This is a genomic window from Parabacteroides sp. PM6-13 (assembly GCF_029892605.1).
GTDB lineage: Bacteria > Bacteroidota > Bacteroidia > Bacteroidales > Tannerellaceae > QVMG01.
Genome location: NZ_JARXWF010000007.1, coordinates 120,231 through 143,805, shown reverse-complemented (window position 1 = coordinate 143,805; position 23,575 = coordinate 120,231). Strand labels below are relative to the sequence as shown.

13 protein-coding genes are annotated in these 23,575 nt (G+C 47.6%); 3 read left to right on the top strand and 10 right to left on the bottom strand.

Annotated elements, in window-relative coordinates; translation table 11 throughout:
• Positions 1–8 precede the first annotated feature (8 nt).
• The 3 genes from M2134_RS08445 (at position 9) to M2134_RS08435 (ending at position 2,323) form a co-directional block, all read left to right on the top strand.
• Positions 9–1,706, top strand: coding sequence for an alkaline phosphatase (locus M2134_RS08445; RefSeq protein ID WP_280750874.1), 1,698 nt, complete (start codon positions 9–11; stop codon positions 1,704–1,706).
• Between the two features lie 87 nt (positions 1,707–1,793).
• Positions 1,794–2,051 (top strand): prevent-host-death protein, encoded by a 258-nt coding sequence (locus M2134_RS08440; protein ID WP_280750875.1) that lies wholly within the window; start codon positions 1,794–1,796, stop codon positions 2,049–2,051.
• The gene (locus M2134_RS08435; protein WP_280750876.1) at positions 2,048–2,323 is read left to right on the top strand and encodes a Txe/YoeB family addiction module toxin; all 276 of its coding nucleotides are present in this window, start codon (positions 2,048–2,050) and stop codon (positions 2,321–2,323) included. Before M2134_RS08440 ends, M2134_RS08435 begins: the two co-directional genes overlap by 4 nt.
• A 90-nt stretch (positions 2,324–2,413) precedes the next feature.
• Here M2134_RS08435 and M2134_RS08430 read toward each other — a convergent pair whose 3' ends face one another.
• From M2134_RS08430 to M2134_RS08385, 10 genes are all read right to left on the bottom strand, one after another.
• Positions 2,414–3,736, bottom strand: coding sequence for a PhoH family protein (locus M2134_RS08430; protein WP_280750877.1), 1,323 nt, complete (start codon positions 3,734–3,736; stop codon positions 2,414–2,416).
• Positions 3,737–4,067: 331 nt separating this feature from the next.
• Positions 4,068–6,164, bottom strand: coding sequence for a S9 family peptidase (locus M2134_RS08425; protein WP_280750878.1), 2,097 nt, complete (start codon positions 6,162–6,164; stop codon positions 4,068–4,070).
• A 7-nt stretch (positions 6,165–6,171) separates the two neighbouring features.
• A complete protein-coding gene (locus M2134_RS08420; RefSeq protein WP_280750879.1) occupies positions 6,172–8,571 on the bottom strand; it encodes a beta-L-arabinofuranosidase domain-containing protein in 2,400 nt (799 codons plus the stop codon).
• 12 nt (positions 8,572–8,583) lie between these two features.
• A complete protein-coding gene (locus M2134_RS08415; RefSeq protein WP_280750880.1) occupies positions 8,584–10,689 on the bottom strand; it encodes a family 43 glycosylhydrolase in 2,106 nt (701 codons plus the stop codon).
• A gap of 10 nt (positions 10,690–10,699) precedes the next feature.
• On the bottom strand, positions 10,700–12,028 hold the full coding sequence (locus M2134_RS08410) for a DUF6055 domain-containing protein (RefSeq protein WP_280750881.1): 1,329 nt from the start codon (positions 12,026–12,028) through the stop codon (positions 10,700–10,702).
• Between the two features lie 18 nt (positions 12,029–12,046).
• Positions 12,047–14,482, bottom strand: coding sequence for a glycoside hydrolase family 127 protein (locus tag M2134_RS08405; RefSeq protein ID WP_280750882.1), 2,436 nt, complete (start codon positions 14,480–14,482; stop codon positions 12,047–12,049).
• 46 nt (positions 14,483–14,528) lie between these two features.
• Entirely contained in the window at positions 14,529–16,517 is a 1,989-nt protein-coding gene (locus tag M2134_RS08400) for a glycoside hydrolase family 97 protein (RefSeq protein WP_280750883.1), read from the bottom strand.
• 21 nt (positions 16,518–16,538) lie between these two features.
• Positions 16,539–18,587, bottom strand: coding sequence for a DUF6055 domain-containing protein (locus M2134_RS08395; RefSeq protein WP_280750884.1), 2,049 nt, complete (start codon positions 18,585–18,587; stop codon positions 16,539–16,541).
• Positions 18,588–18,719: 132 nt separating this feature from the next.
• Positions 18,720–20,411 carry a RagB/SusD family nutrient uptake outer membrane protein gene (locus M2134_RS08390; protein ID WP_280750885.1) on the bottom strand — a complete coding sequence of 564 codons (1,692 nt, stop codon included), beginning with the start codon at positions 20,409–20,411 and terminating at the stop codon, positions 18,720–18,722.
• A gap of 26 nt (positions 20,412–20,437) precedes the next feature.
• Complete coding sequence (locus M2134_RS08385) at positions 20,438–23,449, bottom strand: TonB-dependent receptor (RefSeq protein WP_280750886.1); 3,012 nt, start codon at positions 23,447–23,449, stop codon at positions 20,438–20,440.
• Positions 23,450–23,575 lie beyond the last annotated feature (126 nt).

Below are 23,575 nucleotides of genomic sequence, written 5' to 3'. Positions count from 1 at the left end.
AATATATCATGAAAAGAACAATCTTTTTCTCGCTTTTGCTGACAATCATCCTGTGGCCGGCACAAGCGACTCAAACGGAAGAGGTAAAACCCGTAAAGAACCTGATCGTCCTGATCCCCGACGGATGCTCGCTACCCGTTGTGTCCGTATCACGCTGGTTGCAATGGTATTCCAACCCCGATCAACCTGATTTACACATTGATCCTTACCTCTGCGGAACGGTTAGCACCTTTTCCTCCAATGCCCCTATCGGCGACTCCGCACCGACAACCTCCTGTTATATGACCGGTTACCCAAGCCGTACGGGATATGTGTCGACCTATCCGGTAGCCGATGGCGACAACGACATTTTCCCGATGGATCCGGAACGTGCCTATCAGCCGCTGGCAACCGTTTTGGAAGCGATGAAGATACTGCAGAACAAAGCGACAGGACTGGTTTTTACCTGTGAGTTCCCACATGCTACTCCTGCCGATTGCTCGGCGCATAGCTACCGTCGTGGCAATTATCATTGGATTGCTCCGCAGATGGTGCATAACAATCTGGACGTGGTGATCGGGGGTGGTGTGTCTATCCTGTCAGACGATATGGAGGCATACCTGACAGAGAACGACTACCATGTATATAGAAACAACCTGGCAGGTATGCGTGCCGATAAGAACGATAAGATGTGGGCGCTGTATGGTCATAGCGCCATGGACTACGACCTCGACCGCAACCCGAACGAACAACCCTCGATCGAAGAGATGACCCGTACGGCTATCGAAAAGCTATCGCGCAACGAAAACGGCTTCTTCCTGATGGTCGAAGGCAGTAAGGTCGATTGGGCGGCTCACGCCAACGACCCGGTGGGCATGTGTACCGACTTCCTGGCATTCGACAAAGCCTGCGGAGCGGCATTGGACTTTGCCAAGCAAGATGGTGAAACGTTGGTAATCATCGTGCCCGACCACGGCAACAGCGGATTCAGCTTAGGCAGACGCGATTGCGGTGGCTACGACAGACTGACCAAAGAACAGCTTTTCCATAACCTCGCGCAATTCAAACTGACGGCAGAGGGATTAGCCAGTATGGTCAATAGCCAACCAAACACAGAGGTACAGCAGATCTTCCGCACCTATGCAGGCTTCGAACTTTCCGAAAAGGAACTGAATGCTCTGAATCAGGTGAAAGACTATAAGAACAGCCCGATTCCGGAAAGCGAACGTTCATCAGAAGGAATCGACCCTTCGCTTTACAGCGGATCATTAAGCTCTTTCATGTCTAAACTGATCACAACGAAAACCTGCTTTGGTTTTACCACCGGCGGACATACAGGCGAAGAGGTATTCCTTGCCGCTTATCATCCGAAAGGAACTCCCCCCATGGGCAGACACACGAACGTCGACCTGAACCATTATATGTGTGAAGCAGTAGGCATCGGACATCTGGACGATCTGACCAACCAGATCTTTGCCCGCCATACGGAAGTGTTTAAAGACTTTACCTGCGAACTAATTCCTTCCCAGGAAGAGAAGGGCTCCCCTACCCTTGTTGTGAAAAACAAGAAGAACCGCAACAAGCAATTGACTATCACCCCCTTCTCTAACATTGTCAAATCAGACCGTAAAGCGCAGGATGAGATCCGCCTCAACTCGGTGATCGTCTACGTGGATGCCAACGAAACCTTCTACCTGCCGCAAAGTCTGGTAGAGTATTTGAAGTAAACGAAAAGCTGAGTCGTTGCTTTTCTCCTGAAAAAACACTATATTTGTAAACCAACTTGGTACACATTAATAAAATAGAAAAAAGAAATGTTAGTCATCAGTACAAGAGAATTCAGGGAAAAGCAAGGGGTTTATCTCAAATTGGCAAAAGACGGAGAGGATATTATCCTGAAGTCAAGAGAAAAAGGCAGCTTTAGGATTGTCCCGGTAACAGAAGATGATACCTTGATGAGTAAGGAAGCCTTTTTCGCAAAAATAGAGAGTGCTATTCAGGGCATAAAAGAAGGAAAAGGAAAAGCGATTCATTCGAAGGACGAACTTCTATCCTATCTTGACAGCTTATGATATACAACATTATTATTTCCGAAGAGGCAGATAAGGATATCAGACTCCTGAAAAAGAATGAACCGAAGGTATATCAAAAACTGGTCAAACTCTTATTTGAGTTGCAAGAGCATCCCATGTCCGGAACGGGGCATCCAAAGCCATTAGGTGGAGACAAAAGTGGACAATGGTCAAGACGAATAACGAATAAGCACCGCCTTATTTACATGATTGAAAAAGAAAAAATATATGTCTATGTATTGTCCGCGTATGGACACTATGACGATAAATAAAAAAAGGTCGGCATCCCGAATTATCCCGGTGCCGACCTTTTTTTATTTTTCAATATGCGCTTCATCACCTGATGCGCTGCCATCTTCTCACTACAACAAATTCGCAGCCATCTCCGCCAATTGACTTCGTTCGCCTTTGATCAGGTTGATGTGGGCAAAGATATCCTGTCCTTTCATCTTATCGACCATATAGGCCAGGCCATTACTCTGCGCATCGAGGTAAGGTGAGTCGATCTGTTGGATATCACCGGTGAAGACCATTTTGGTTCCTTCGCCGGCACGGGTGATGATGGTTTTTATCTCGTGCGGCGTCAGGTTCTGCGCTTCGTCGACAATACAGAATGTTTCCGACAAGCTGCGTCCGCGGATAAAGGCCAACGCCTCCACCACCAGTTTATTCTCTTTTTGCATATCGTCAATCAGTTTCACCTCTTTGCTGCCCGGAGCAAATTGTGCTTTGATCACATTCAGATTATCAAACAACGGCTGCATATAAGGAGCCACCTTCTGCTTTTCGTCACCCGGTAGGAAACCAATATCTTTATTCGCCAGCGAAACGATCGGACGGGCAAGCAATATCTGTTTGTACTGATTGGCCTGTTTCAGGGCAGAAGCCATGGCCAACAGGGTTTTTCCCGTACCTGCTTTCCCGGTAATACCCACCAGTGTCACTTCGGGGTCGTTCAACACTTCAAACGCAAAGCTCTGCTCCGCATTACGAGGCTGTATGCCATAATTATTACCCTTCTCTACCCGTTGAATCTTTCCGGTAAAAGGATTATTACGCGCCAACACCGAATTACGAACGCTCTTCAATATAAAACAATCGTTCGGTTCGAGTTTGGAATTAATCTCCAACAGATCCGCATCGACCCCGTCCGGCGACGCGTATAGTTTATCGATCAGATCCGGATCGATATTATCATAGGTATCCTGGGCACGTTCAAAGATATCGACATTGACCACCTTGTCGTTGATATAGTCCTCCACCTTGATCCCCAAGGCTCTTGCCTTCATGCGAAGATTAATATCCTTGGTCACCAGGATCGTTTCCATCTTCGGCTTTGTTTGAGCAATCATGGAGGTACAGGAAAGGATGCGGTTGTCAGCGGTCCGTTCAGGGAAAGAGAGCGATACGTGCTCCATCACCTTCTCTTCGGTCACCACATATAGATGTCCCCTTCCCGCCCCCAGCGAGGCTCCTTTCAGAAAAAGATCATTACTGGTCAGGGCATCCAGCTCACGCACAAACTCCCGGGCATTATAGTTGATCTGATCGCTTCCCCGTTTAAAACGGTCTAACTCCTCGAGTACGACAATCGGCAGATAGATATCATTCTCCTCAAAGTTCTCAATACTTTTGTAGTCGTGCAGAATCACATTGGTGTCTAACACGAAATTCTTCTTTCCCATGGCTTTCTATCTTTAAAGTATGTTCGCACTAAATATACAAACAATTATGAGACCGTCGACTTCCTACTGCAGAAAGAACGAAAGAAAACTGCTTTTTGACGAAATGGGAAGGTGAAATCAAAAATTGACAAACTGTCAAAATCGCGGGACTATTTTCCCGAAAACGTAGGGGTATTTTAAATTACCCGCAGGAGTAACACTTTTTAACGTATCATATTGTAAAGCAAAATCGACTTTTTGCTTACACTTTGCTTTTTGAGATTGAAAAGAAAAAGGATACTTCCCGGGGAGGAAGTATCCTTTTTCGTCTATTAAATCAATCGTATATTGCCTACTGATCCCACGCCGGAGGCGTCACACCTAACAGATGTTTCACAAAGAAATCGAAGCGTTTGCGGTCGCCATATTCACCACCCATAGAGTGGTTCATACCCGGAACGACTACCAGTTCAAAATCTTTCTTCGCCTTGATGAGCGCATTCACCACCTGCATAGTAGAAGCTGGATCGACATTATCGTCCATCTCACCAACCATCAGCATCAGCGGACGGGTGAGTAGGTGAGCATTCTCCACATTGCTACATTCGATATAGCTATTATCAACCGGATAGCCCATCCATTGCTCGTTCCACCAGATCTTATCCATGCGGTTGTCGTGGCATCCACAGGCCGAATAGGCGGCTTTGTAGAACTCGGGATGGAACAATACCGCTCCCATCGCCTCCTGTCCACCGGCTGACGAACCGAAGATCCCTACCCGTTCAATATCCATATAGGGATATTTCTCGGCGGCAGCCTTCATCCACAGCTTGCGATCAGGAAAACCGGCGTCTTTGAGGTTCTTATAACATACGCTCTCGAACGCCTTGCTGCGGAAAGAGGTACCCATGCCATCACATTGCACCACGATAAAGCCTAACTCGGCAATCTGTTGCAGGCTCCAATGGAAAGCGCGGAAAGCCTTCGGCGTATAAGCACTGCCCGGCCCGGCGTAGATATATTCAATCACCGGATATTTCTTCGATGGATCGAAATTGGTCGGACGGCAGATCACGCCCCATATATCCGTTTCGCCATCGCGTCCTTTGGCCACGAATGGCTCGGGCGCGATCCAACCGGCTGCTTTCAGCGCCGTCAGGTCGGCTTTTTCCAACTCCATCAATAGTTTGCCGTCTTTTGCAGAACGCAATACGGTCACCGGTGCCTGATCTACCTTCGACCAGGTATCAACCAAATACTTCATATCAGGCGAGAAGCGAGCCGTATGCGTACCCTCATCCGGCGTCAGACAGGTCAATTTAGAGCCATCCATATTGATCCGGTAATAGCGCACCAGGTAGGGATCTTCCCCCTTCACCATGCCATTGGCAGAGAAATAGATCACCCGATTTTTCTCATCCACTTCTACGATGTCGCGCACATACCATTCTCCCTTGGTGATCTGGTGTTTCACCTTGCCCGACGACTTGTCGATCAGATAGAGGTGATTCCAATTATCGCGTTCACTCATCCAGATCATCTCTTTATCATCCGGCATATCGTGGCGGAAATAACGGCTGTAATTCACAAAGGTATCACTGGTCTCTTCTACGATGGGACGAACGGCGGCTGTTTCAGCCGACATTTCCAATACCCGATAGACCTGATGCCCGCGTTGGTTGTATTCAAAAGTAATCGCTTTGCTATCCTGATTCCAGCTTAATCGGTTTAAGTCGTATTGGGAGGAGAATAGTTCGGTCGAAGGGGTCAGGCCAACACCTGATTCCACATGAAATATATGCGGAACGGCAAATGGCAATGCATCGCCCGGTTTGGCATATTCGCGCTGATGGAGTTTAGGTTGCAACTGATCTTTCGGCGATGACTCCACAAAATAGAAATATTGCTTTTCGGCAGGGCGGATCTTGGTCGTAGCCACCTTCTTTGAGTCGGGCGACCAATGGATATAAGCCGAATAGTATTCGCCGGCGGCTCCGTCCTGGCTAAGTGCTTTTTCGTTACCGGTAGCCACTTCGCGTACATACACATTGCTATTCTTTATAAACGCCATGTATTTTCCATCGGGAGAAGCGATCGAATCGGCCGAGCGTTGTTCGTCGCGCTCGCCCCAGTAACGCCCGCCACCGGGGTAACGGTAACGCCCACGCTGATCGCCTACCAATCGCTGCCGCATCGTATCCGGCATTTCGGCGATCGTCCGCTTATCCGCGTCTACCAAGACATATTTTCTACCTCCGGGCACCTCCTGCACATACCAGAAGCGGTTGTTTGCAATCCAGTTTGGCATAACGGAGGCGTTTAATACCAAACCATTATATTTTTCAGCCAGGCTATATGCCCGCGCATAGTCTTCGGCTGTGCCCTGGGCATGCAAAAGGTTGCCGGCCAAAGCCAGCAACCCTACTACTATAATACTTTTTGCTTTCATAAGCTGATTATTCTACACTCCATTCAAATAAGCCCGCAGCATTCTTTTCCGGCAGCTGTACTTCGAGTTTCAGCGCTTTGGTCGTTACCGGTTCGAAGCGAACCTCATTGTTTTCACCCTTTACAGTTCCGTAGTCTGTGGTGTTTTTCACCGGCGCCCAATTGCCGGAAGCATCCTGGTAGAAGAGTTTCCAGTTCTTCGGCACACGACATCCGCCCCAAGGGCCGTCATCGTACCAGAAGATAGACGAAGAAGAAACCTTTTGAGGGGTAGTAAACTCATAAGCAAGCCACTCGGTCGTTCCTTCTTTCGGCCACCAATGATAGTAAGGAGCCGAACGATCGCTCTCATCCTTCGGAAGCAGACCGTCGTTGATTGCAGAAAGCGAGCTCGCCCGGTGGGAAGCAGTTACCTTCGCATCGCTGGTGATCGTCGGCGGCATAACCGGACGCGTCGCGCTCAGTTCCTGCGGTAACCAAACCGTCATCTCGCCGGTTCCCCGGTGTGCCCAGGCATAATAAGGAATCAGGGTAAGGGTCACATCCTTGGCCTGCAGGCGTCCTTTCTCATCGAAGCTCAGGGTTTGAGCCTGCGTCTTCAACTGGTTGATGCCACACAATAGTTCCGGTTTACTTTCTACGGTGAATTCCGGTTTGCGATTCATAAAGACACTCCGTACGCTAAAGTCATTATCAGGCCATTCCGCGCAATACACAATCGGGCCGCGTTCAACAGATACCCGTCCTTTGTCAGCTTCTACCAAAGAATGAGCCTTCACCGTTCTGGGTTCCATATCAAAATGGATATCCACTACATCGCCTTTCTTCCACTGGCGGGAGATGGTGAAATAGCCATTATCTAAAGCGCTTTCTACGACTTCACCGTTCACCTTAACGCTATAACCCAACTGTTTGCGGTCTGCATAGGTATAAAGTTTGCTCGGCACTACATCACCCTGTACCCAACCCGGCACGCGGATCTTCAAGGCGAACTCCTGTTTGCCACGCGGAGTCACTTTCACCTGCACGTCGCCGTTCCAAGGATAAGAAGTTTCCTGCACTATCGTTACCTTTTTGCCTCCGACAGTCAGTTCTGAGGTATTGCCCATAAACAGGTTCATATACACATCTTTGCCTTTCACCGCATACACATAACCTGGCAAAGAGGGGATGAAACGGGCAATATTCGACGGACAACAGGCACAGCCAAACCAAGGCTGACGCTGATGCTGACCAATCGACTCGAGAGGATTCGGATAGAAGAAACCACCGCCATCCATCGATACGCCGGAGATCAGCCCATTGTAAAGCGAACGTTCCAATACATCATAGTATTTCGATTCGCCATGCAAGAGGAACAAACGGTGATTCCAATATACATTACCAATAGCCGCGCAGGTTTCACAATAGGCCGACATATTAGGCAGTTCGTAGTTTTTGCCGAATGCTTCACCACTATTTGTTGCACCGATACCACCGGTGATATAAAGCTTCTTGGTCACCACATTGTCCCAGATCCGGTCGATCGCCTGAATATATTCCGCATCGCCGGTAAGAGCCGCCACATCGGCGATTCCTGAATACATATACGCAGCACGTACGGCATGACCTACGGCCTCATCCTGTTGCAATACCGGTTTATGCGCCTGGCTGTATTCATCGCGGCGTTCGGTATACCCACGTTTGTCTAAAAAGAACTTAGCCAGGTCGAGGTATTTCTTCTGTCCGGTCACCAGATAAAGCTTGGCTAATGCCATCTCGGCAATCTGATGTCCGGGTACTTTCACCTGCTTACCGGGCGCATCGCCGATCTCTCTTTCCACACAATCGGCATACTTGATAGCAATATCCAGAAACTTTCTCTTTCCGGTAGCCTGATAATGCGCGATAGCTCCTTCGATCATATGTCCCAGGTTATAGAACTCATGGCTGAGGTCTTCTACCTTTTCCCAACGTTTGCTTCCGGCCCATTCATGCGGATGATCCGGGTTCATGGTGCGAGCGGTAAAGAGATAACCATCGGGTTCCTGTGCTTTAGCGACAATATTCAGGACACTGTCGATGTATTTTTCCAGTTTCTTATCCGGATAGGTCTGCATAGAATAGCTCGCCCCTTCGATGGTTTTGTAGACATCGGTATCGTCGAAGGAAAGACCTTCCACCTTATAATCCTTGCTCGGATTGGCTGCTTTCACAAAGTTTTCATACCGTCCGGTCTCTTCGCATTTACTGAATGCCAATGGAATGGTTACATCACGACTCGCCTTCAAGCGTTGTCCCCAGAAATTGTCGGTTACCTTCACCGAAGTAAAGGGTACGGGATCGATCGGATATCCTCCCGACTTTTGTTGCGCGTTCGTTCCTAAAGCGAAAGAAACGAGTAATAGAGATAATAATGTTTTCTTCATGTTACATAGGTATTATAAATTGTTTTGAATTGTTGCCTCATCCATCACCGTGTCATAGACTTTCAATGAATGCAGATAGCCGCTAAAAGGAAGCTCCCCACTATGTTTACAGCCCAAAGTTAACACATCGCAATCAGCCACCACCAATAAAATATCTTTTTCTTTTACCAGAGATCCGTTGATATAGAGCTTTTCCATATATCCGTCGAAGGTAACGACAATATGTGTCCATTCACCCGCTGGAGGCATCTCGTCTAATCCCAGATCCTCATACCATCCGTTGTGAATGGTGATCCCACCCCGTTTGTCGGTGCCATAGCCCACGGCAATCTTATGCAGTTCGCCCCACGATTCATTGAGGTCGATGATACAGGTATTCTCTTTCGGATCGGTAACAGCCACCCAGTAGGAGATAGTATAAGGAGGGTTCCCTGTCATCGTACGCGGCAGGGAGAAATCAGATTTGAATTGTTGCTTGCCGTCGAACACAAAGGCCGATTTGCCTTTATACGTTTCAACCTTCACTGCCATAGCCTCCGCGTTGAAGCCCTGCTTGGGGTTCTTTTCGTTGGTGATCCGTCCCGTTACGGTTCCTTCGGAATAGCTGTCGGCGTTGATTTCAAGGAGCATTTCTCCTCTTTGGGGAGCTGCTTCCGTAGCCTGTTTATTGAACCGTTCGAGGTTATTATCAAAAGGATCCTCTCCTTCCGAGAATACCTGAATATTCCACACCGCCGGGATATAGCCATTGCGTTCGTTGCCGGTGAAACGAAGGCGCAGGTAACGTGCCTTCACATCGCCCCGGTCGATCATCGGACTGCCCGCCAAGGTGTTGTCACGTCGGTCCGCAAAGGTTGTCCATTCTTTTCCGTCCAGCGACGTTTCGTAGATATACTGGTAGAAAATGGTCGCATGCTCGAACTGTGTCCAGATACGGGTAATCGGCTGCGCCTTGCCCAAGTCGATCTCCAACCACTCTTGCTGTCCCGTTTCCGGCAGTCCCTTCGCACGCCAGAGGGTAGCGTTATTATTGTCTATCGCATATTCCGGCTTAAACGAATCATTATAATAGGAAGAGGCAGTCACCTTGACCTTGCGATCCAACACCAGGTTCTTAGACGGGTTGCTGTTCTTCTGCAAAAAGCCGATGCCTTCGTGGCTGCCGGGTATCTTATTGATACGTCCTTCGGCATCGAAGGTCAATCGATCGGCCGCCACCTGGCGGTGGAATCCCCGTGTCGACTGCGGGATATTGTGGCGATGATACAGGATATAATAGTCATCGCCTTCCTGCAAAATGCTATGATGCCCCGGTCCATGGATGGTTCCGTCGGCATTGGTTTCGAGAATGGGGTTGTTGTCGGCAAACACAAAAGGCCCCATCGGACCCACCGTGCTGGTCGCATACTGCACCCGGTAGGTATGGTCGTGACAGGAACCGGACGAATAGGTCAGATAATAGATGCCATTGCGCTTGAACACATAGGGCGCTTCAAAGAAATCGGTCGCCTGTGTGTTGGGAATAAGCGTCGTATCGGCAAAGCTTTTCATATCGGGGTTCAATTTACCCACGCCACATCCATGATTCGGATAGATGCCCCAGGTGCCCCAATAGAGGTAGGTAGATCCGTCGTCGTCGATGAAACTCTGCGCATCCAGGGTGATCGACATGGAGACATAGCGGTCGGGAATCAACACCGCCTCCGGAGCGCCCAGGATATTCTCCCAGGGACCGGTCGGGCTATCCGACACCGCACAATAGATCTTACACGCCTGACTGTAATAGAAATAGTAACGCCCATCGACACCCTGCATGATATCCGGTGCCCAGATCTGGCGTGTTGTCGGCCAGTTCATCGGCTGGATCGTCCAGTTTACGAAGTCTTTGGATGTCCACACCTGCGAAGGACCAATTCCCCCGGCTGTTCCGTCAGTCGTACAATAGAGGTAATAGGTATCACCAAATTTGCGGATCGTCGGATCCGCAAAATAGCCCGGAATAATCGGATTACCCGCCGAAGGGGTATTGTATTGCACCTGCTTCGACTTCCCGGGAGAGAATGACGCAAGCAGGGATACAACGATCCCTGCCAGCAAAATAAGATAGCTTCTCTTCATAATAATAGTTTCATAATGATTGTAACGGCTGCGTTCCGGTCAGTTTGAACTGGTAAGGCCATTCGTTCATCGGAGTTTGAGAACGCATGTTCAGTTGATGATGTTCCGTCGGAGCACCCATCACCACTAACCAGAGATTAGCGGTTCCTTCTGGAACGGTAAAGGAGGCTGTTCCTTCCGTAGCGGAACAAGTCTCGCCATACACCCGCTCGCCATTCTCTTTCAACGCCATAAAGCCATAGCGCCATCCGGCCTTGTCGAGGTTGATCGCCTCATAGCCTTCTGCTCCAGCGATGCCTTTGAAATGAAGCGCTACTTCGCCGCCACCGGCAGGTACTTGCAATTCGATACCGTTGTATCCATAGTCCTGCGGACAGTTTTCTTTGGCTACCTGCCACCAGCCCTCTTTCAGCTGATCCAACTTGGTCTTGTGCAGGTTGATATAAGGAGCCGACACCTCGCGGATACGCTCCATATCCCAGGTCATAAACTGAAGATAACCTTTGTGCAGCTCATCGTTGAACGCCTCCTGCGTCAGGTTCGTATGACGTTTGTAAGCCATTAAGATATCTTCTCCCTCTTCTACCGTGTTCCAAAGCGTACCGATTAGATCTTTCCCATGCAGGCTTGCCCAGTACTCCAATACGAAAGGAGAATGATACATATTGGCATGATGCAGAAACGCCAAATGGTTCTTTTCCAGGAAGCCTACCAGGTGGTAATTCTCAAACACAATCCATTCCGGATAATACTGCCATAACATATACTGGCAGGTCATCTCATGGATACTACCCTCGAACACCCTGCCTTTATCACATCGAACAATATAATGGAATCCATGTCCCATCTCATGCGCGATGGCACCATAAGGGCCTTTCTTCACCCGGTTGGGGTTGATCCACATTGCTCCCACCTTCTCGTCGGTACCGCCTCCATATACCGTTCCTTCATCGCTATAGAAGAAGTAAAGCATCAGACGGTATTGATCAGAAAGCGAATTGCCTTCCTCTACAAACTTCAGTTCATCCCGGAAAAAGCAATACATCTTCTCGGCCTCATTCATCAGGTCGGTCATCGGAATACGGTATTCGGGATCTTCGCAGGTCTCCGGGCTTTCGCCAAATTGCGGTTCCCAAAAAGCAACCAGGTTAGGTGTTTCTATCATTCGATGCACACTGAACTGGCTGTTCGGATCCTGAAAATCATTCAGGCTATCAACCCGCCATACCTCTTCCGGGAAATAGGTCACCTTTTTATTTCCGTTGTTTGTCACACAGGAAGAAAAACACAAAAGGGAGAAACACACACACAGGGCAAAAGAAATAGTTGTTCGTTTCATATTTGATTATTTATTTTATTATTTCACCTTCCACTCAATCACGCCTCCCGAATAACCTCTGCGCGTCACGTCCACCACCTGGGGGCCTTTCTCTTCCGATACCTGATCGGTTTTGGGGCGTTGGAGTTGGGCAACGAGCTTCAATTCGGTTGTCGTCACAGGGTCAAAAGTCACTTTGTTATACTTGTTCAATTCAGTACCATAACCGGATGGATTTTTCACCTCTTTCCAGCTGTTGCCGTCTTTGTAAAGCAATTTCCAGGATTCCGGTTCTTTATAAATGACATCGTAATGCTCAAAAGCCAGCCAATAGACCTCCACGCTGGAGACAGTCTCCGGCTGATCGAACTGGTAACCGATGCTCTCTTCGCTTCCCGATTTCAGCCACCAGTAATGATAAGGGGTGTTGATATCGGCTGAAGAGGCAGGTTCAAACTGATCATTGAACCCCCATCCGTCGATCTGCTTCGCGCGGGAAGCGATGGTTGGTTCGGGCTTGATGATTGCCTTTTCGTTTGTTTCGGGCGTCCACACCACTAACTGTCCCTTTCCACGGTTATTCCAGGTGCTATAAGGCACCGCCTTGAAGGTGAAGGGTTTTTCGCCCTCTTTCTCTACCATATGCGCCTCGCCGGTAAGCACCACCACACCGTTGAGCATATTCTTATCATACTGAGAAGCTATTTTCGCCCCACGGGGAATCACAATATCGAAAAGAAACTCTTTCGGCTGATCGATACTTTCCAACGCATACAGGATAGGGCCGCGTTCCATGGCCAGCAAACCCTCGTCGTACACAGCCTGTTCACACGCCTGCACGCGACGTACCGGCATATCCAGATGAAGAGAGACTTTATCGCCGGCTTTCCAGATGCGTTTGATAACGGCATACCCATCCTGCTTTTTCAGGTTGATCTTCTTTCCGTTCACAGCAATAGTGACCACGGGCTGCGCCTCATCCACATAGCGATAGAGATCCGTCGGAACCGGCTGACTCGTTGCCCATCCGGGAATACGCACCATCAGGGAGAAGGTCTTTTCTTCCGAAGGGTTGACCGTTATCTCCACATCGCCATCCCAGGGATAGTCGGTTTGTTGCTGGAGCTCCACCTCTATATCGTCTAAAGCAACCGAAGCGCTGCCTTCCGCATACATATTGACAAACAATTTGTGTTGATTAACAGCATAGGCATAGCCCGGTACAGAAGCCATAAAGCGGGTTACATTGCCCGGGCAACAGGCACAGCCAAACCACTCTTCGCGTTCATGCACACCATTGGATGCCATCGGGTTGTCGTAAAAGAATTTATCGCCACTCAGAGAAACACCCGCTATCACGCCATTATACAAGGCACGTTCCATCACATCGATGTATTTTGATTCGCCCGTAGCCAAAAACATACGGTGATTCCAATACACATTCGCAATAGAGGCACAGGTTTCGCAGTAGTTATTGAAATTATTCAATTCGTAATCGGGACCAAAGCCTTCACCCTGCGGACGTGAACCAATGCCACCGTTCAGATAGAGCTTACGACCGGCCATGTTATCCCATACCCGTTTCACGGCATGAAGCAATTCACCATCGCGCTGCAACATAGCCACATCGGCCACACCCGAGTAGAAATAACCTGCCCGTACGGCATGTCCTACAATCTCATCCTGTTCGAGCACCGGCTTGTGGTCCTGGCTGTAGATGCCCGGTTTGCGTCCGTTCGACAACCGGCCTGCCTCATCCACAAAATAGCGCGCCTCATCGAGGTATTTCTGTTCGCCTGTTACATTATAGAGCTTCACAAGTGCCATCTCAATGATAGGATGGCCGGAAGGGTATTGGATCTGTCCTTCACCCAAGCCAAAGGTTTCACATACCAGATCGGCATTCTTCAACGCCACATCCAACAGCGATCGTTTGCCTGTCGCCTTATAATGGGCAACGGCAGCTTCATAGAGGTGTCCGCTGTTGTAGAGTTCATGGCTGTTGATCCGTTCCCAACGCGATTTACCCCACCAGCCCGACAGACGTTCGCATTTGTTGGTCACGCAGGTGGTCAGATAACCATCAGGTTCCTGGGCTGCCGCGATCAGGGTGATTACACTATCCAGGTAGGCGTCCAATTTGGCATCGTATTTCACAGCTAATGAATAGGAAGCACCTTCAATAATCTTATAGGGATCGGTATCGTCGAAAGAGAAATCCCCCTGGTGCTCGCCTTCGATCAATCCACCGGCTAAGGCAAAATTATCGAAACGGCCATTGATCTCACACTGATGAAAAGCCGAAGGGATAGATACCGTACGGTTGATTTCGATACGCGGAGCCCAGAAATCATCTGTAAACCGAACATTGGTAAAAGCCACTTCATGGATCGGCACAAAATCCTCCTCCTTGTGGTTCATATCGCAGGAATTGAAGAAAGCAACCGCCAGTAAGAGTTTTATTACATTCTTCATATCTTAAATGTTTTATTGTTGTTAGTCATTCCATATCCGCTTTGTATCAGTTTTTCTTTCGGAGCGCGAGAGCAAATCCTCCACCCGGCGCCAGAGCCACCTTTAGTTTATCTTTTGAAGTTGCCGTAAACAACTCTTTTTTATAATCCGAAGCCTGTCTGTCGGCATTGACTCCATCTTTAAACAGGGTAGCTTCATAACTCGATCCAGTGAGGAAAGAGAGGTCGACCTCCACTTCCCGTTTGTCCCAGTTCGTCATACCGCCAATATACCAGTCGTCCCCTACCCTGCGAGCGGTAATGATATATTTGCCCAATGTTCCGCCAAGGATACGCGTCTCGTCGATACCCGTATTCGGGATGCTCGTGATGAAATCGGTACATTCCTGTTCTTTCCGGTAGATGGTCGGATTGTCGGCCAGCATGGTGATGGGAGAATCATGCACGATATAGGTAGCCAACTGATGGCAACGGGTGCCCTGGCTCATCGGGTTATTATAGATATCCTTGAAATCGGCCTTCGTCGCGTTGCGCATAGCCCCCGGGGTATAATCCAATGGGCCAGCCATCATGCGGATATAGGGCATAATCACGTCGTACTCCATCATGTCTTTTGCTACCGTGCTCCATTTCACCTCTTCCATGCCGAATACACTCTCGAAATTGATAATGTTCGGATAGGTGCGGTTCAGCCCTGTCGGTTTATAGAAACCGTGGAAGTTGAGCGTCAGTTTATGTTTGGCAGCCCCTTCAGCAATGCGGTAGGCCATCTCCACCGCTGTCTGATCGTCGCGATCCAGGAAGTCTACTTTAAATCCTTTCACGCCTAAGGCGGCATACTTCCGACAGGCCTCTTCCAATTGTTCGTCCAATACATTAAAGACAGTCCACAGAATGATATCGACCTTTTTGTTATTAGCGTATGTTATAAGTTCAGGGAGGTTGAGGTCAGGAATCACAGTCAGCATATTCCCCCCTTTGGGGTCATACCAACCTTCGTCTAAGATCACATAAGGGATATGGTTCTCCGAAGCAAAATCGATGTAATACTTATAGGTCTCCATATTGATACCCGCTTTGAAGTCGACGCCGTAGATGCCCCAGTTATTCCACCAGTCCCAGGCCACTTTGCCACCTTTCACCCAGGAATAGTCGCCAATGCGGTTCGGGGCAGCCAGGGCATACACCAGGTTATTCAAAGGCATATCCGTGTCTTTTTCGGAAACAGCCAATACGCGCCAGGGGAAATCACGTGAGCCTTCCACTTTGGCAATATAATCAGCGCGCTCCCCCACATAGGTCATATGCCGCCAGGGGTAACGATCCATACGGGAGGGATAAGCCGCAAACTCGCCTTTCAGGCTTGCACTCTTCCCATCGCCCCGGATAAACATACCCGGATAGGATTCCAGATCGGATTCGGTGATCGTCAGTTTGGTACCGTTTGCGTAGTCGATGGTCACCGGCAGGAAAGCCACCCTCTCCGGGTCGGCTTCGGTTAGTTTTGCTTTTGTGTACAGATTCTGAAAAGCCATCGCATAGGGATCTTTCCCTTGGGCAGCCGTAGAATAGGCTCTATACGAAAGGTGATCTTCCGCAAACTGGAAGTCTGCTATTTCATCTTTCACAATAAAAGGTTGCTTGAAGGTCGTATAAAAACGATAAGCCACCCCTTCATCGTAGGCACGTATCCGGATACCGTAGTTTCCCCGGAAAGTGATATCCATCTCATTATAAGAAACGGCAAAGGAGGGCACCCGATAATTCGGAGAGGTGATCTCTTCGTTAACCGTTCGTGTCTTTCGCTTACTCATGCGCGCATCTTTTCCCAGCGTCCGGTCTTCCAAAAGCAGACCGATCGTACCCTCTTTTACCAATACCTGCCCGTCGCGCGTCAGGGTATAGGCGAGTTGTTCACCGGCTGTCAGCGTTATTTCCAGCTTCCCATTAGGCGAACGAAGCGAATAGGCATTACCTGCCGCATAAAGCGGCAGGCATGCTATGAAAAACAAAAAGACTAAAGTGTATTTATTCATGAAAAATCTTTTTTTAGTATGTTATTGAATAATTGTTGTACCTGTCAGTTTAATTTGGTAGGGCCATTCTTCTACGCGACTGGAATTCAATGTAGCATGCGATGTCGGGGCGCCCATTACCACTACCCAAAGATAAGTTGTTTTTTCAGGCACGGTAAAGGTCGCCTGGCCTTCTTTTTCAGCATATGTTTCACTATACACACGTTCTCCGGTACTTGTCAGCGCCATAAAGCCATAGCGCCAACCAGCTTTATCCAGGTTATAAGCGCTGTAGCCTGTCGCACCGGCAACGCCTTTAAAGTCGAGCGTCACCTTAGTGCCTGCCTCAGGCACTTCCAGACGAATACCATTGTAACCATAGTTTTGAGGGCAATTCTCTTTTGCCACCTGATACCAGCCATCATCCAAGGCATCCAGTTTTGTTTTGTGCTGGTTGATATAAGGCGTAGAAACCGTACGAATACGATCCATATCCCAGGTCATAAAACGAAGGTATCCCCGGTGTAATTCATCATTGAAGGCGGTCTGCGTCAAGCCGGCATAACGTTTGTATGTCGATACGATATCTTCCTGCCCCTGCACACTACGCCATAGATTACCAATCACATCATTCCCATGAAGGCTTGCCCAATACTCCAGGACAAAGGGAGAATGATACATATTGGTTTCATGTAGGAATGCATAGTGGTTTTTCTTCATAAAATCAGTCAAGTGATAATTTTCAAAGACAATCCAGTTAGAGTAGTATTGCCACAGCATATACTGGGAGGTCATTTCAAAGATACTGCCACCGGGGAAGTTGCGTCCTTTATCAAAACGGACTATTTCCTGGAAAGCATGTCCCATTTCGTGGGCAATCGCACCATAAGGGGCATTCTTTACCCGGTTAGGAGTGATCCACATAGCGCCTACCTTATCGTCTGCACTTCCTCCGTAGACTGTGCCTTCATCGCTATAATAAAAGAAAAGAATCAATCGATAGTCGTCAGAGAGCGAGTTGCCTTTTTCGGCGAACTTCAGTTCATCGCGGAAGAAACGGTACATCTTTTCCGCTTCTGCCATCAAATCACGCAAGGGGAAACGATAATTCGCATTGCTGCATGTCTCGGGATCACTGCCGAATTGAGGTTCCCAGAAAGCCACCAGATTCGGTGTCTCCATCATCCGGTGAATACTAAACTGACTGTTTGGATTCTGGAAATCATTGGATCCCCCACTCCAATTAGCCAAATCTTTGCATACCCATTTGGGGAAATAGGTCACTTTACCACCTTCTCCTTCTACCTCATTCCATTTATCATCCATCGCTACTTCCATAGTAGCCTGTGTGTTCAGGTATTCGCCTTGTATCTTCGTTCGTTTGTTAACCTGATGAGGAACATTTTTTATCTCGCGGGAAGATGTATTGCCCATTTGCAGTGTCACATCCATCCGGGCTGACTCTTTCGGCGCAAAAATATAATCAGAGATCAATTTACCGGTTGTTTCTGTTAACGAGAAAGACCTTTCATCTTTCCCGCTTCCGGAAACAGCGGTTCCATCCAACACGTTCAAAGAGCTATAGTTGACAGAATAGGCTACTGTCAATGTCTTCCCGGCTCCTACATCGTCCGTTTCCACATAATCGATCCTGGCTACGGCATGCGACAGTTTGACATCATATTTGTCCTTGGTTATCGAAGTGGTCACTATGCCGGAAAAGGCATCTGTCGGTTTCGCTGTTTTATTCATAGTCACCGCCTTCAGGTCGGAAGCATTGTAAAAATTATTAGCACTTCCTACCTCTCCGTAATCAGCCCAGAACAGGCAGGTATAGGTTTTAGCTATATCCAGATTGACCGTAAAAGTGCTCTGGGTTTGTTCCATCCGGTTGGAGGCAGAAAACACGTTTTGCGGATTTCCGTCTGTATCATAAACAGCCAGGATATATCTGGGGGCCTTATCGGTAGAGTTACTTTCGGTTGTCACATTGAAGACATACTGCTGCATAACAACCTCTTTCTTCTCATCATCGCTACAAGCACTAAAGAGCAGCAGGATAAACAATATAGGTAGAATCGTCTTTTTCATGGTTTTATATATCCTCCATCGCACCTGTATCAGTACGATGGAGGATTTTCTCTTTGAAGTTACTACTAATCAAATAGCTCTATGACAGATAGAGATGGCGAACCATCTCTATCCTCAAGGGAAAACAATTATTTATTCATACGGAGCCGCATCCAACGAAGGAGCCTTTCTCAATTCACTACGTGGAATAGCCATCCAGTAGTTCTTGGGAGCATGGAAAATACGTGTTTCAATCGGTGTTTCTTTAAGTGTATATTTCTTGCTTCCGTCTGACATTTTCCTAATATCCAAACCGATGATCGGTTCTTTATAGATAGCTTCCGCTGTTTTCCAACGACGGATATCAAACCAACGCTGTCCTTCGAAAATAAGTTCAATCTGGCGTTCGTATTCATAATCCGCCCAGATATCTGCTCCGGTTGCCGGAGGCATCTGAGCACGCTCACGTACCACATTGATATATTTCAAAGCTTCCGCATTATTTCCCAACTCAATCTGACACTCGGCATAGTTCAGATAGAATTCAGCCAGACGCATCATAATACCCGGTGAGGTATGAGCTGCTGTTCCCTGGTCATCATAATCGGGGTCCAAGCCTTTCTTTATCAGATAACCTGTCTGGGTTGCATTCCACCAGGCAGAGCCTTCACGGCTGTCTCTTCCGGCCACAACACCTTTTTCGCCCGCTACAAAGTATTCCACTTCGCGCTTGTCGCTTCCATAGCCCCACAACGAACCATCCAGGATGATCGTTCCTTCCAGACGAAGGTCACGATCGGCCCAGGGATACTCATCTTCGCCACCTTGCACATACGGCTTACCGTCTGCCATCTGGAACTTCTTAACCACATTATGGGTTGGTTGGATTGTACCCCAACCGCCATAACCGTTTCCGGAGCCACAAGGAGACTGATGCAGGAATGCCTGGTTGCTACCAACCGTTCTTTTCGCATCAAATAATTTCTGGAAAATAATTTCCGGGTTTTGCGGATCATTGAACAACTTCGTGTAATCAGCCGAAGAGTTTACCGGTTTCAGGGAATAGGCATTCAGATCAATAACTGCCTTATTAGCTGCCGATGCTGCCTCCCATTTGCTACGGGTTGGATAGTTTTCATCAAACAACGGGCTGGCAGCAAACAATAAGGTTCTAGCTTTCAGCGCCATCGCCGCTCCTTTGGTGGCACGACCAAAATCACCGCCATCAGCATAAGTAACCGGCAACATGCTGATAGCCTTATCACAATCTGCCACAATAAAGGCAGTCACCTCTTCGATAGAAGCTCTTTTTTCGGTATATTCTTCCGTATCGATAGAGAATGTTTTGTCAATAATAGGTATCCGTCCAAAAATATTGTAAAGCTGATTATAGAAGAAAGCGCGCAGGAAATAGGCCTGTCCAGTCAATTCTTCTTTCCATACATCGTCACCGTCATTCACTACAGGTACTTCTTCTATTTTTCCGAAAAACAAATTGACTTCTTTGATCGCTTTGTAATAATAGTTCCAAGGATTCCACATATCATCATCCCATCCAAAATGGGAATTATCAGGAGAAACATGTCCCTGTCTTACATTATCTGTTCCATAGAGGTGCATCTGATAAATCTCATCTGTCAGGCTAGCAAAGCGAGATCCTTTTCCTGACTCCGATATAATTCTCGTATACGACGTATTAAGGTAGGCTTCCGCCAATGCTAAGTCACCCCATACGGCGGCATCACTGTATGAATCCACCGGATCTACATCCAACACATCACAAGACACGACATTGAAACTCGCTACCAAGGCGATTCCATATATGATATAGTTTTTTATCTTCATGATAATTTAATTTTTACTTTTTGATATTAGAAAGTGATATTTAACCCTGCTGTAAATGAGCGTTGCAGCGGATAAGCGGTAATACTCTTGGTAAGTTCCGGATCGAAGTCCTTGATCTTATCAATCGTAAACAGGTTATTACCGTTCACATATACACGGAGATATTCTACACCCACTTTTTGAGAAATGTTCTTCGGTAGGGTATATCCCAATTCAACCGATTTCAAACGAAGGAAAGCCGCGTTGCGCAACCACCAGGTAGAACCGTCACCATTGAATTTATCGCCATAGGTCTGTTTGATCATCGCACGCGGATACTTCGCTTCGAGATTCTGTTCAGCTGTATTCAGCGGAGTCCAACGTCCATCATAGAAGCAGGTAATCATATTCATACTTGGCTGCACCAAGGTGCGTGCCTGTGCCTGTCCTTGGAAGAAGACATTCAAATCCAAGCCTTTCCAACCACCGTTGAAAGTAAAACCGTAGATTACTTTAGGAGTCGGGGAAGCATTGATACGGATCGCATCGTCCCAGGTTATCTGTCCATCGTCGTTGGTATCACGGTAGATTAAGTCACCCGGTTGAGCCCCTTCGATATGTACTGAGTTGGCTACCTCTTCCGGTGTCTGATAGATACCTAACGCGTCATATAGTGTATATGAATCGATCGGGTGTCCGGTTGCCCGTTGCCATGCCGGTGTAGATTCAGCCTCGTCGATATAGACCATCTTGTTTTCTGCGAACGTGAAATTCCCATTTACACCCCAGTTGAAGTCACCGGCACGATCTTGATAGCCTGCAACGATTTCAAACCCTTTATTGTCCATCTTACCGATGTTTTCAGAAGGCAATGAGAGACCTGCGTAAGAGGGGATCGAAGCGTTTCTTGCCCGCAAAATATTTTCACGTTTTGATTTGAACACGTCAAATTCGAAATTGAATTTGTTGTCCAAGAATTGAGCCTGCAGACCTATATTCCATGTTTTAGCCGTTTCCCAAGTAATATTCGGATTGGCTTCTACCATCTGATAAATGGCTTTATATACTTCATCACCAAACATAACTCCACTACCTTTGAAACCTTTGTTGGAACTAATAAAACCATAGCGAGAAAGATATTGGAATGCCGAAACATTATCATTACCCATCATACCCCATGATCCTTTCAGTTTCAGGAAGTTTACATAGTCTTTCGCCGGAATAAAGAAGTCTTCTTCACTCAATACCCAACCGGCAGAGAAGCCCGGGAAGAGTCCCCAACGATTTCCCTTCGGGAAGTTCATTGATCCATCATAACGCATGGTTACTTCAGCCAGGTATTTATCCTTATAGTTATAATTCACACGTCCAAAGAAATTCTGACGGGCTGTCTTATCACCATACCCACCATTACTCATATCTTCCGGATTATCGCTACCGGCAAATATTTCCATAATAGCCGTAGAGAGGTAGTTGGTACGATAAGCACTTACCGTATTGTAGTTATAGGTAGACTGTTCGTAAGCGGCAAAAGCGTCGATCTTATGATCACCAAAGGTATTACTATAACCAATCCGACCATTCAGCGTGATACGATCCGAATTGTTTGCCCAGGAGTTCATTGAAATCTGACCTGTTTGCGCGCGCAGGGTATTATATTCACCGCTTGTCGCATCGTATTCATAAATATCATAGGGATGATAGATTGTTTTTCCGTTATTGAAACTCAAGTCGATAGCGGCATATCCTTCCAGGTATAATCCTTTGGTCAATACATCCAAGTCGATACGAAGACGCGGCTTCAAGTTTAGGATATTACTCTTGTTGTTATCTGTTCCCGGCAGATCGGTTACCATAATAGCCGCGTTACGGGTGATTCCATCAACGCCTGCACGATACAAACCGTTCGGATATTTTGCCGGTACCATCGGACTTGTTTTCAGGAAATACTCGAACATATAATCAGTCTCATAGATACCACGATTACGTCTTTCCTGACGTCCCAGAACGTCTAAGCTAAACTTAATCGCCTTCGTTATCTTCGCATCTACATTAGCTGTAAACTGATACTGTCCATAGTCTTGCGCACTTTCCCGGTAGATAGCATCCTGCCACATATATTGAAAAGAGGTATAGAAAGATACTTTGTCTGAACCACCACTTACCGACAAGCTATGCTGCGTACGCGGTGCCCAATCTCTCGCTACCGACTCCCACCAGTTGATATCACCATAATTGATCGGATCGGATCCATTCTTTATCTTTTCGATTGCTTCATCGGAATAGGTTTGAGAAAGACCATGTCCGGCATCGTATTCATTGATGTAGGTTGCATACTCTAAAGAATTCAACATCTTCGGTATACGAGTTGGCTGTGAAACCGTATAGCTACCGCTATAATTAACATTTACCTTCCCTTCCTTACCGCGTTTGGTGGTTACCAGGATAACCCCGTTTGCAGCACGGGCACCATAGATAGCAGCCGAAGCATCCTTCAGGATAGAGATCGACTCGATATCTTCCGGATTCAAACGAGAGAAACTACGGTCGGCAATACCGTCCACCACGATCAACGGAGAGGTGTTACCAGTCGTTCCCTTACCACGAATCAAAATACTGGCATTGTCTTCGCCTGGTTCACCCGAACGCACGTTGGCAATCACCCCGGCTGTTTTACCGGCTAATGTATTGGTCAAGTTGGCTGCCGCTACCTTCTTCAGTTCATCACCACCTACCTGTGATACCGAACCGGTCAAAGTTGCTTTTTTCTGTGTACCATAACCCACTACAACTACTTCATCCAATCCGGTCACGCTCTCTTGCAGGGTAACATTGAAGTTTCTTGTATTCCCCACGGCCAGTGTCTGTGTCGTATAACCGATATAGGAGATCTCCAGTTGAGCACTCGCACTGCGAACAGACAAGGAGAATTCTCCATCAATATTGGTTACGGTACCGTTGGTCGTACCTTTTTCCACAATACTAACTCCAACTAACAGTTCCCCGTAGGCATCGGACACAACCCCTCGCAGTTGGATGGCCTGCTGTTGTACTCCCATGGCAGTTCCTATTTTATCATTTGCTTTCGCCGAAAGCGTAGCGCATGCAAAGAAACATGTGAATAAAGCGTAAAAAGAGATTTTACGAGCTATTCTATGTGATTTCAAATAAATATTCATGTTTTT

Bases quoted from the DNA above. Each gene is read 5' to 3' on its own strand.
- M2134_RS08445 (WP_280750874.1), top strand. From the start codon at position 9: ATGAAAAGAACAATCTTTTTCTCGCTTTTGCTGACAATCATCCTGTGG.
- M2134_RS08440 (WP_280750875.1), top strand. From the start codon at position 1,794: ATGTTAGTCATCAGTACAAGAGAATTCAGGGAAAAGCAAGGGGTTTAT.
- M2134_RS08435 (WP_280750876.1), top strand. From the start codon at position 2,048: ATGATATACAACATTATTATTTCCGAAGAGGCAGATAAGGATATCAGA.
- M2134_RS08430 (WP_280750877.1), bottom strand. From the start codon at position 3,736: ATGGGAAAGAAGAATTTCGTGTTAGACACCAATGTGATTCTGCACGAC.
- M2134_RS08425 (WP_280750878.1), bottom strand. From the start codon at position 6,164: ATGAAAGCAAAAAGTATTATAGTAGTAGGGTTGCTGGCTTTGGCCGGC.
- M2134_RS08420 (WP_280750879.1), bottom strand. From the start codon at position 8,571: ATGAAGAAAACATTATTATCTCTATTACTCGTTTCTTTCGCTTTAGGA.
- M2134_RS08415 (WP_280750880.1), bottom strand. From the start codon at position 10,689: ATGAAGAGAAGCTATCTTATTTTGCTGGCAGGGATCGTTGTATCCCTG.
- M2134_RS08410 (WP_280750881.1), bottom strand. From the start codon at position 12,028: ATGAAACGAACAACTATTTCTTTTGCCCTGTGTGTGTGTTTCTCCCTT.
- M2134_RS08405 (WP_280750882.1), bottom strand. From the start codon at position 14,482: ATGAAGAATGTAATAAAACTCTTACTGGCGGTTGCTTTCTTCAATTCC.
- M2134_RS08400 (WP_280750883.1), bottom strand. From the start codon at position 16,517: ATGAATAAATACACTTTAGTCTTTTTGTTTTTCATAGCATGCCTGCCG.
- M2134_RS08395 (WP_280750884.1), bottom strand. From the start codon at position 18,587: ATGAAAAAGACGATTCTACCTATATTGTTTATCCTGCTGCTCTTTAGT.
- M2134_RS08390 (WP_280750885.1), bottom strand. From the start codon at position 20,411: ATGAAGATAAAAAACTATATCATATATGGAATCGCCTTGGTAGCGAGT.
- M2134_RS08385 (WP_280750886.1), bottom strand. From the start codon at position 23,449: ATGGGAGTACAACAGCAGGCCATCCAACTGCGAGGGGTTGTGTCCGAT.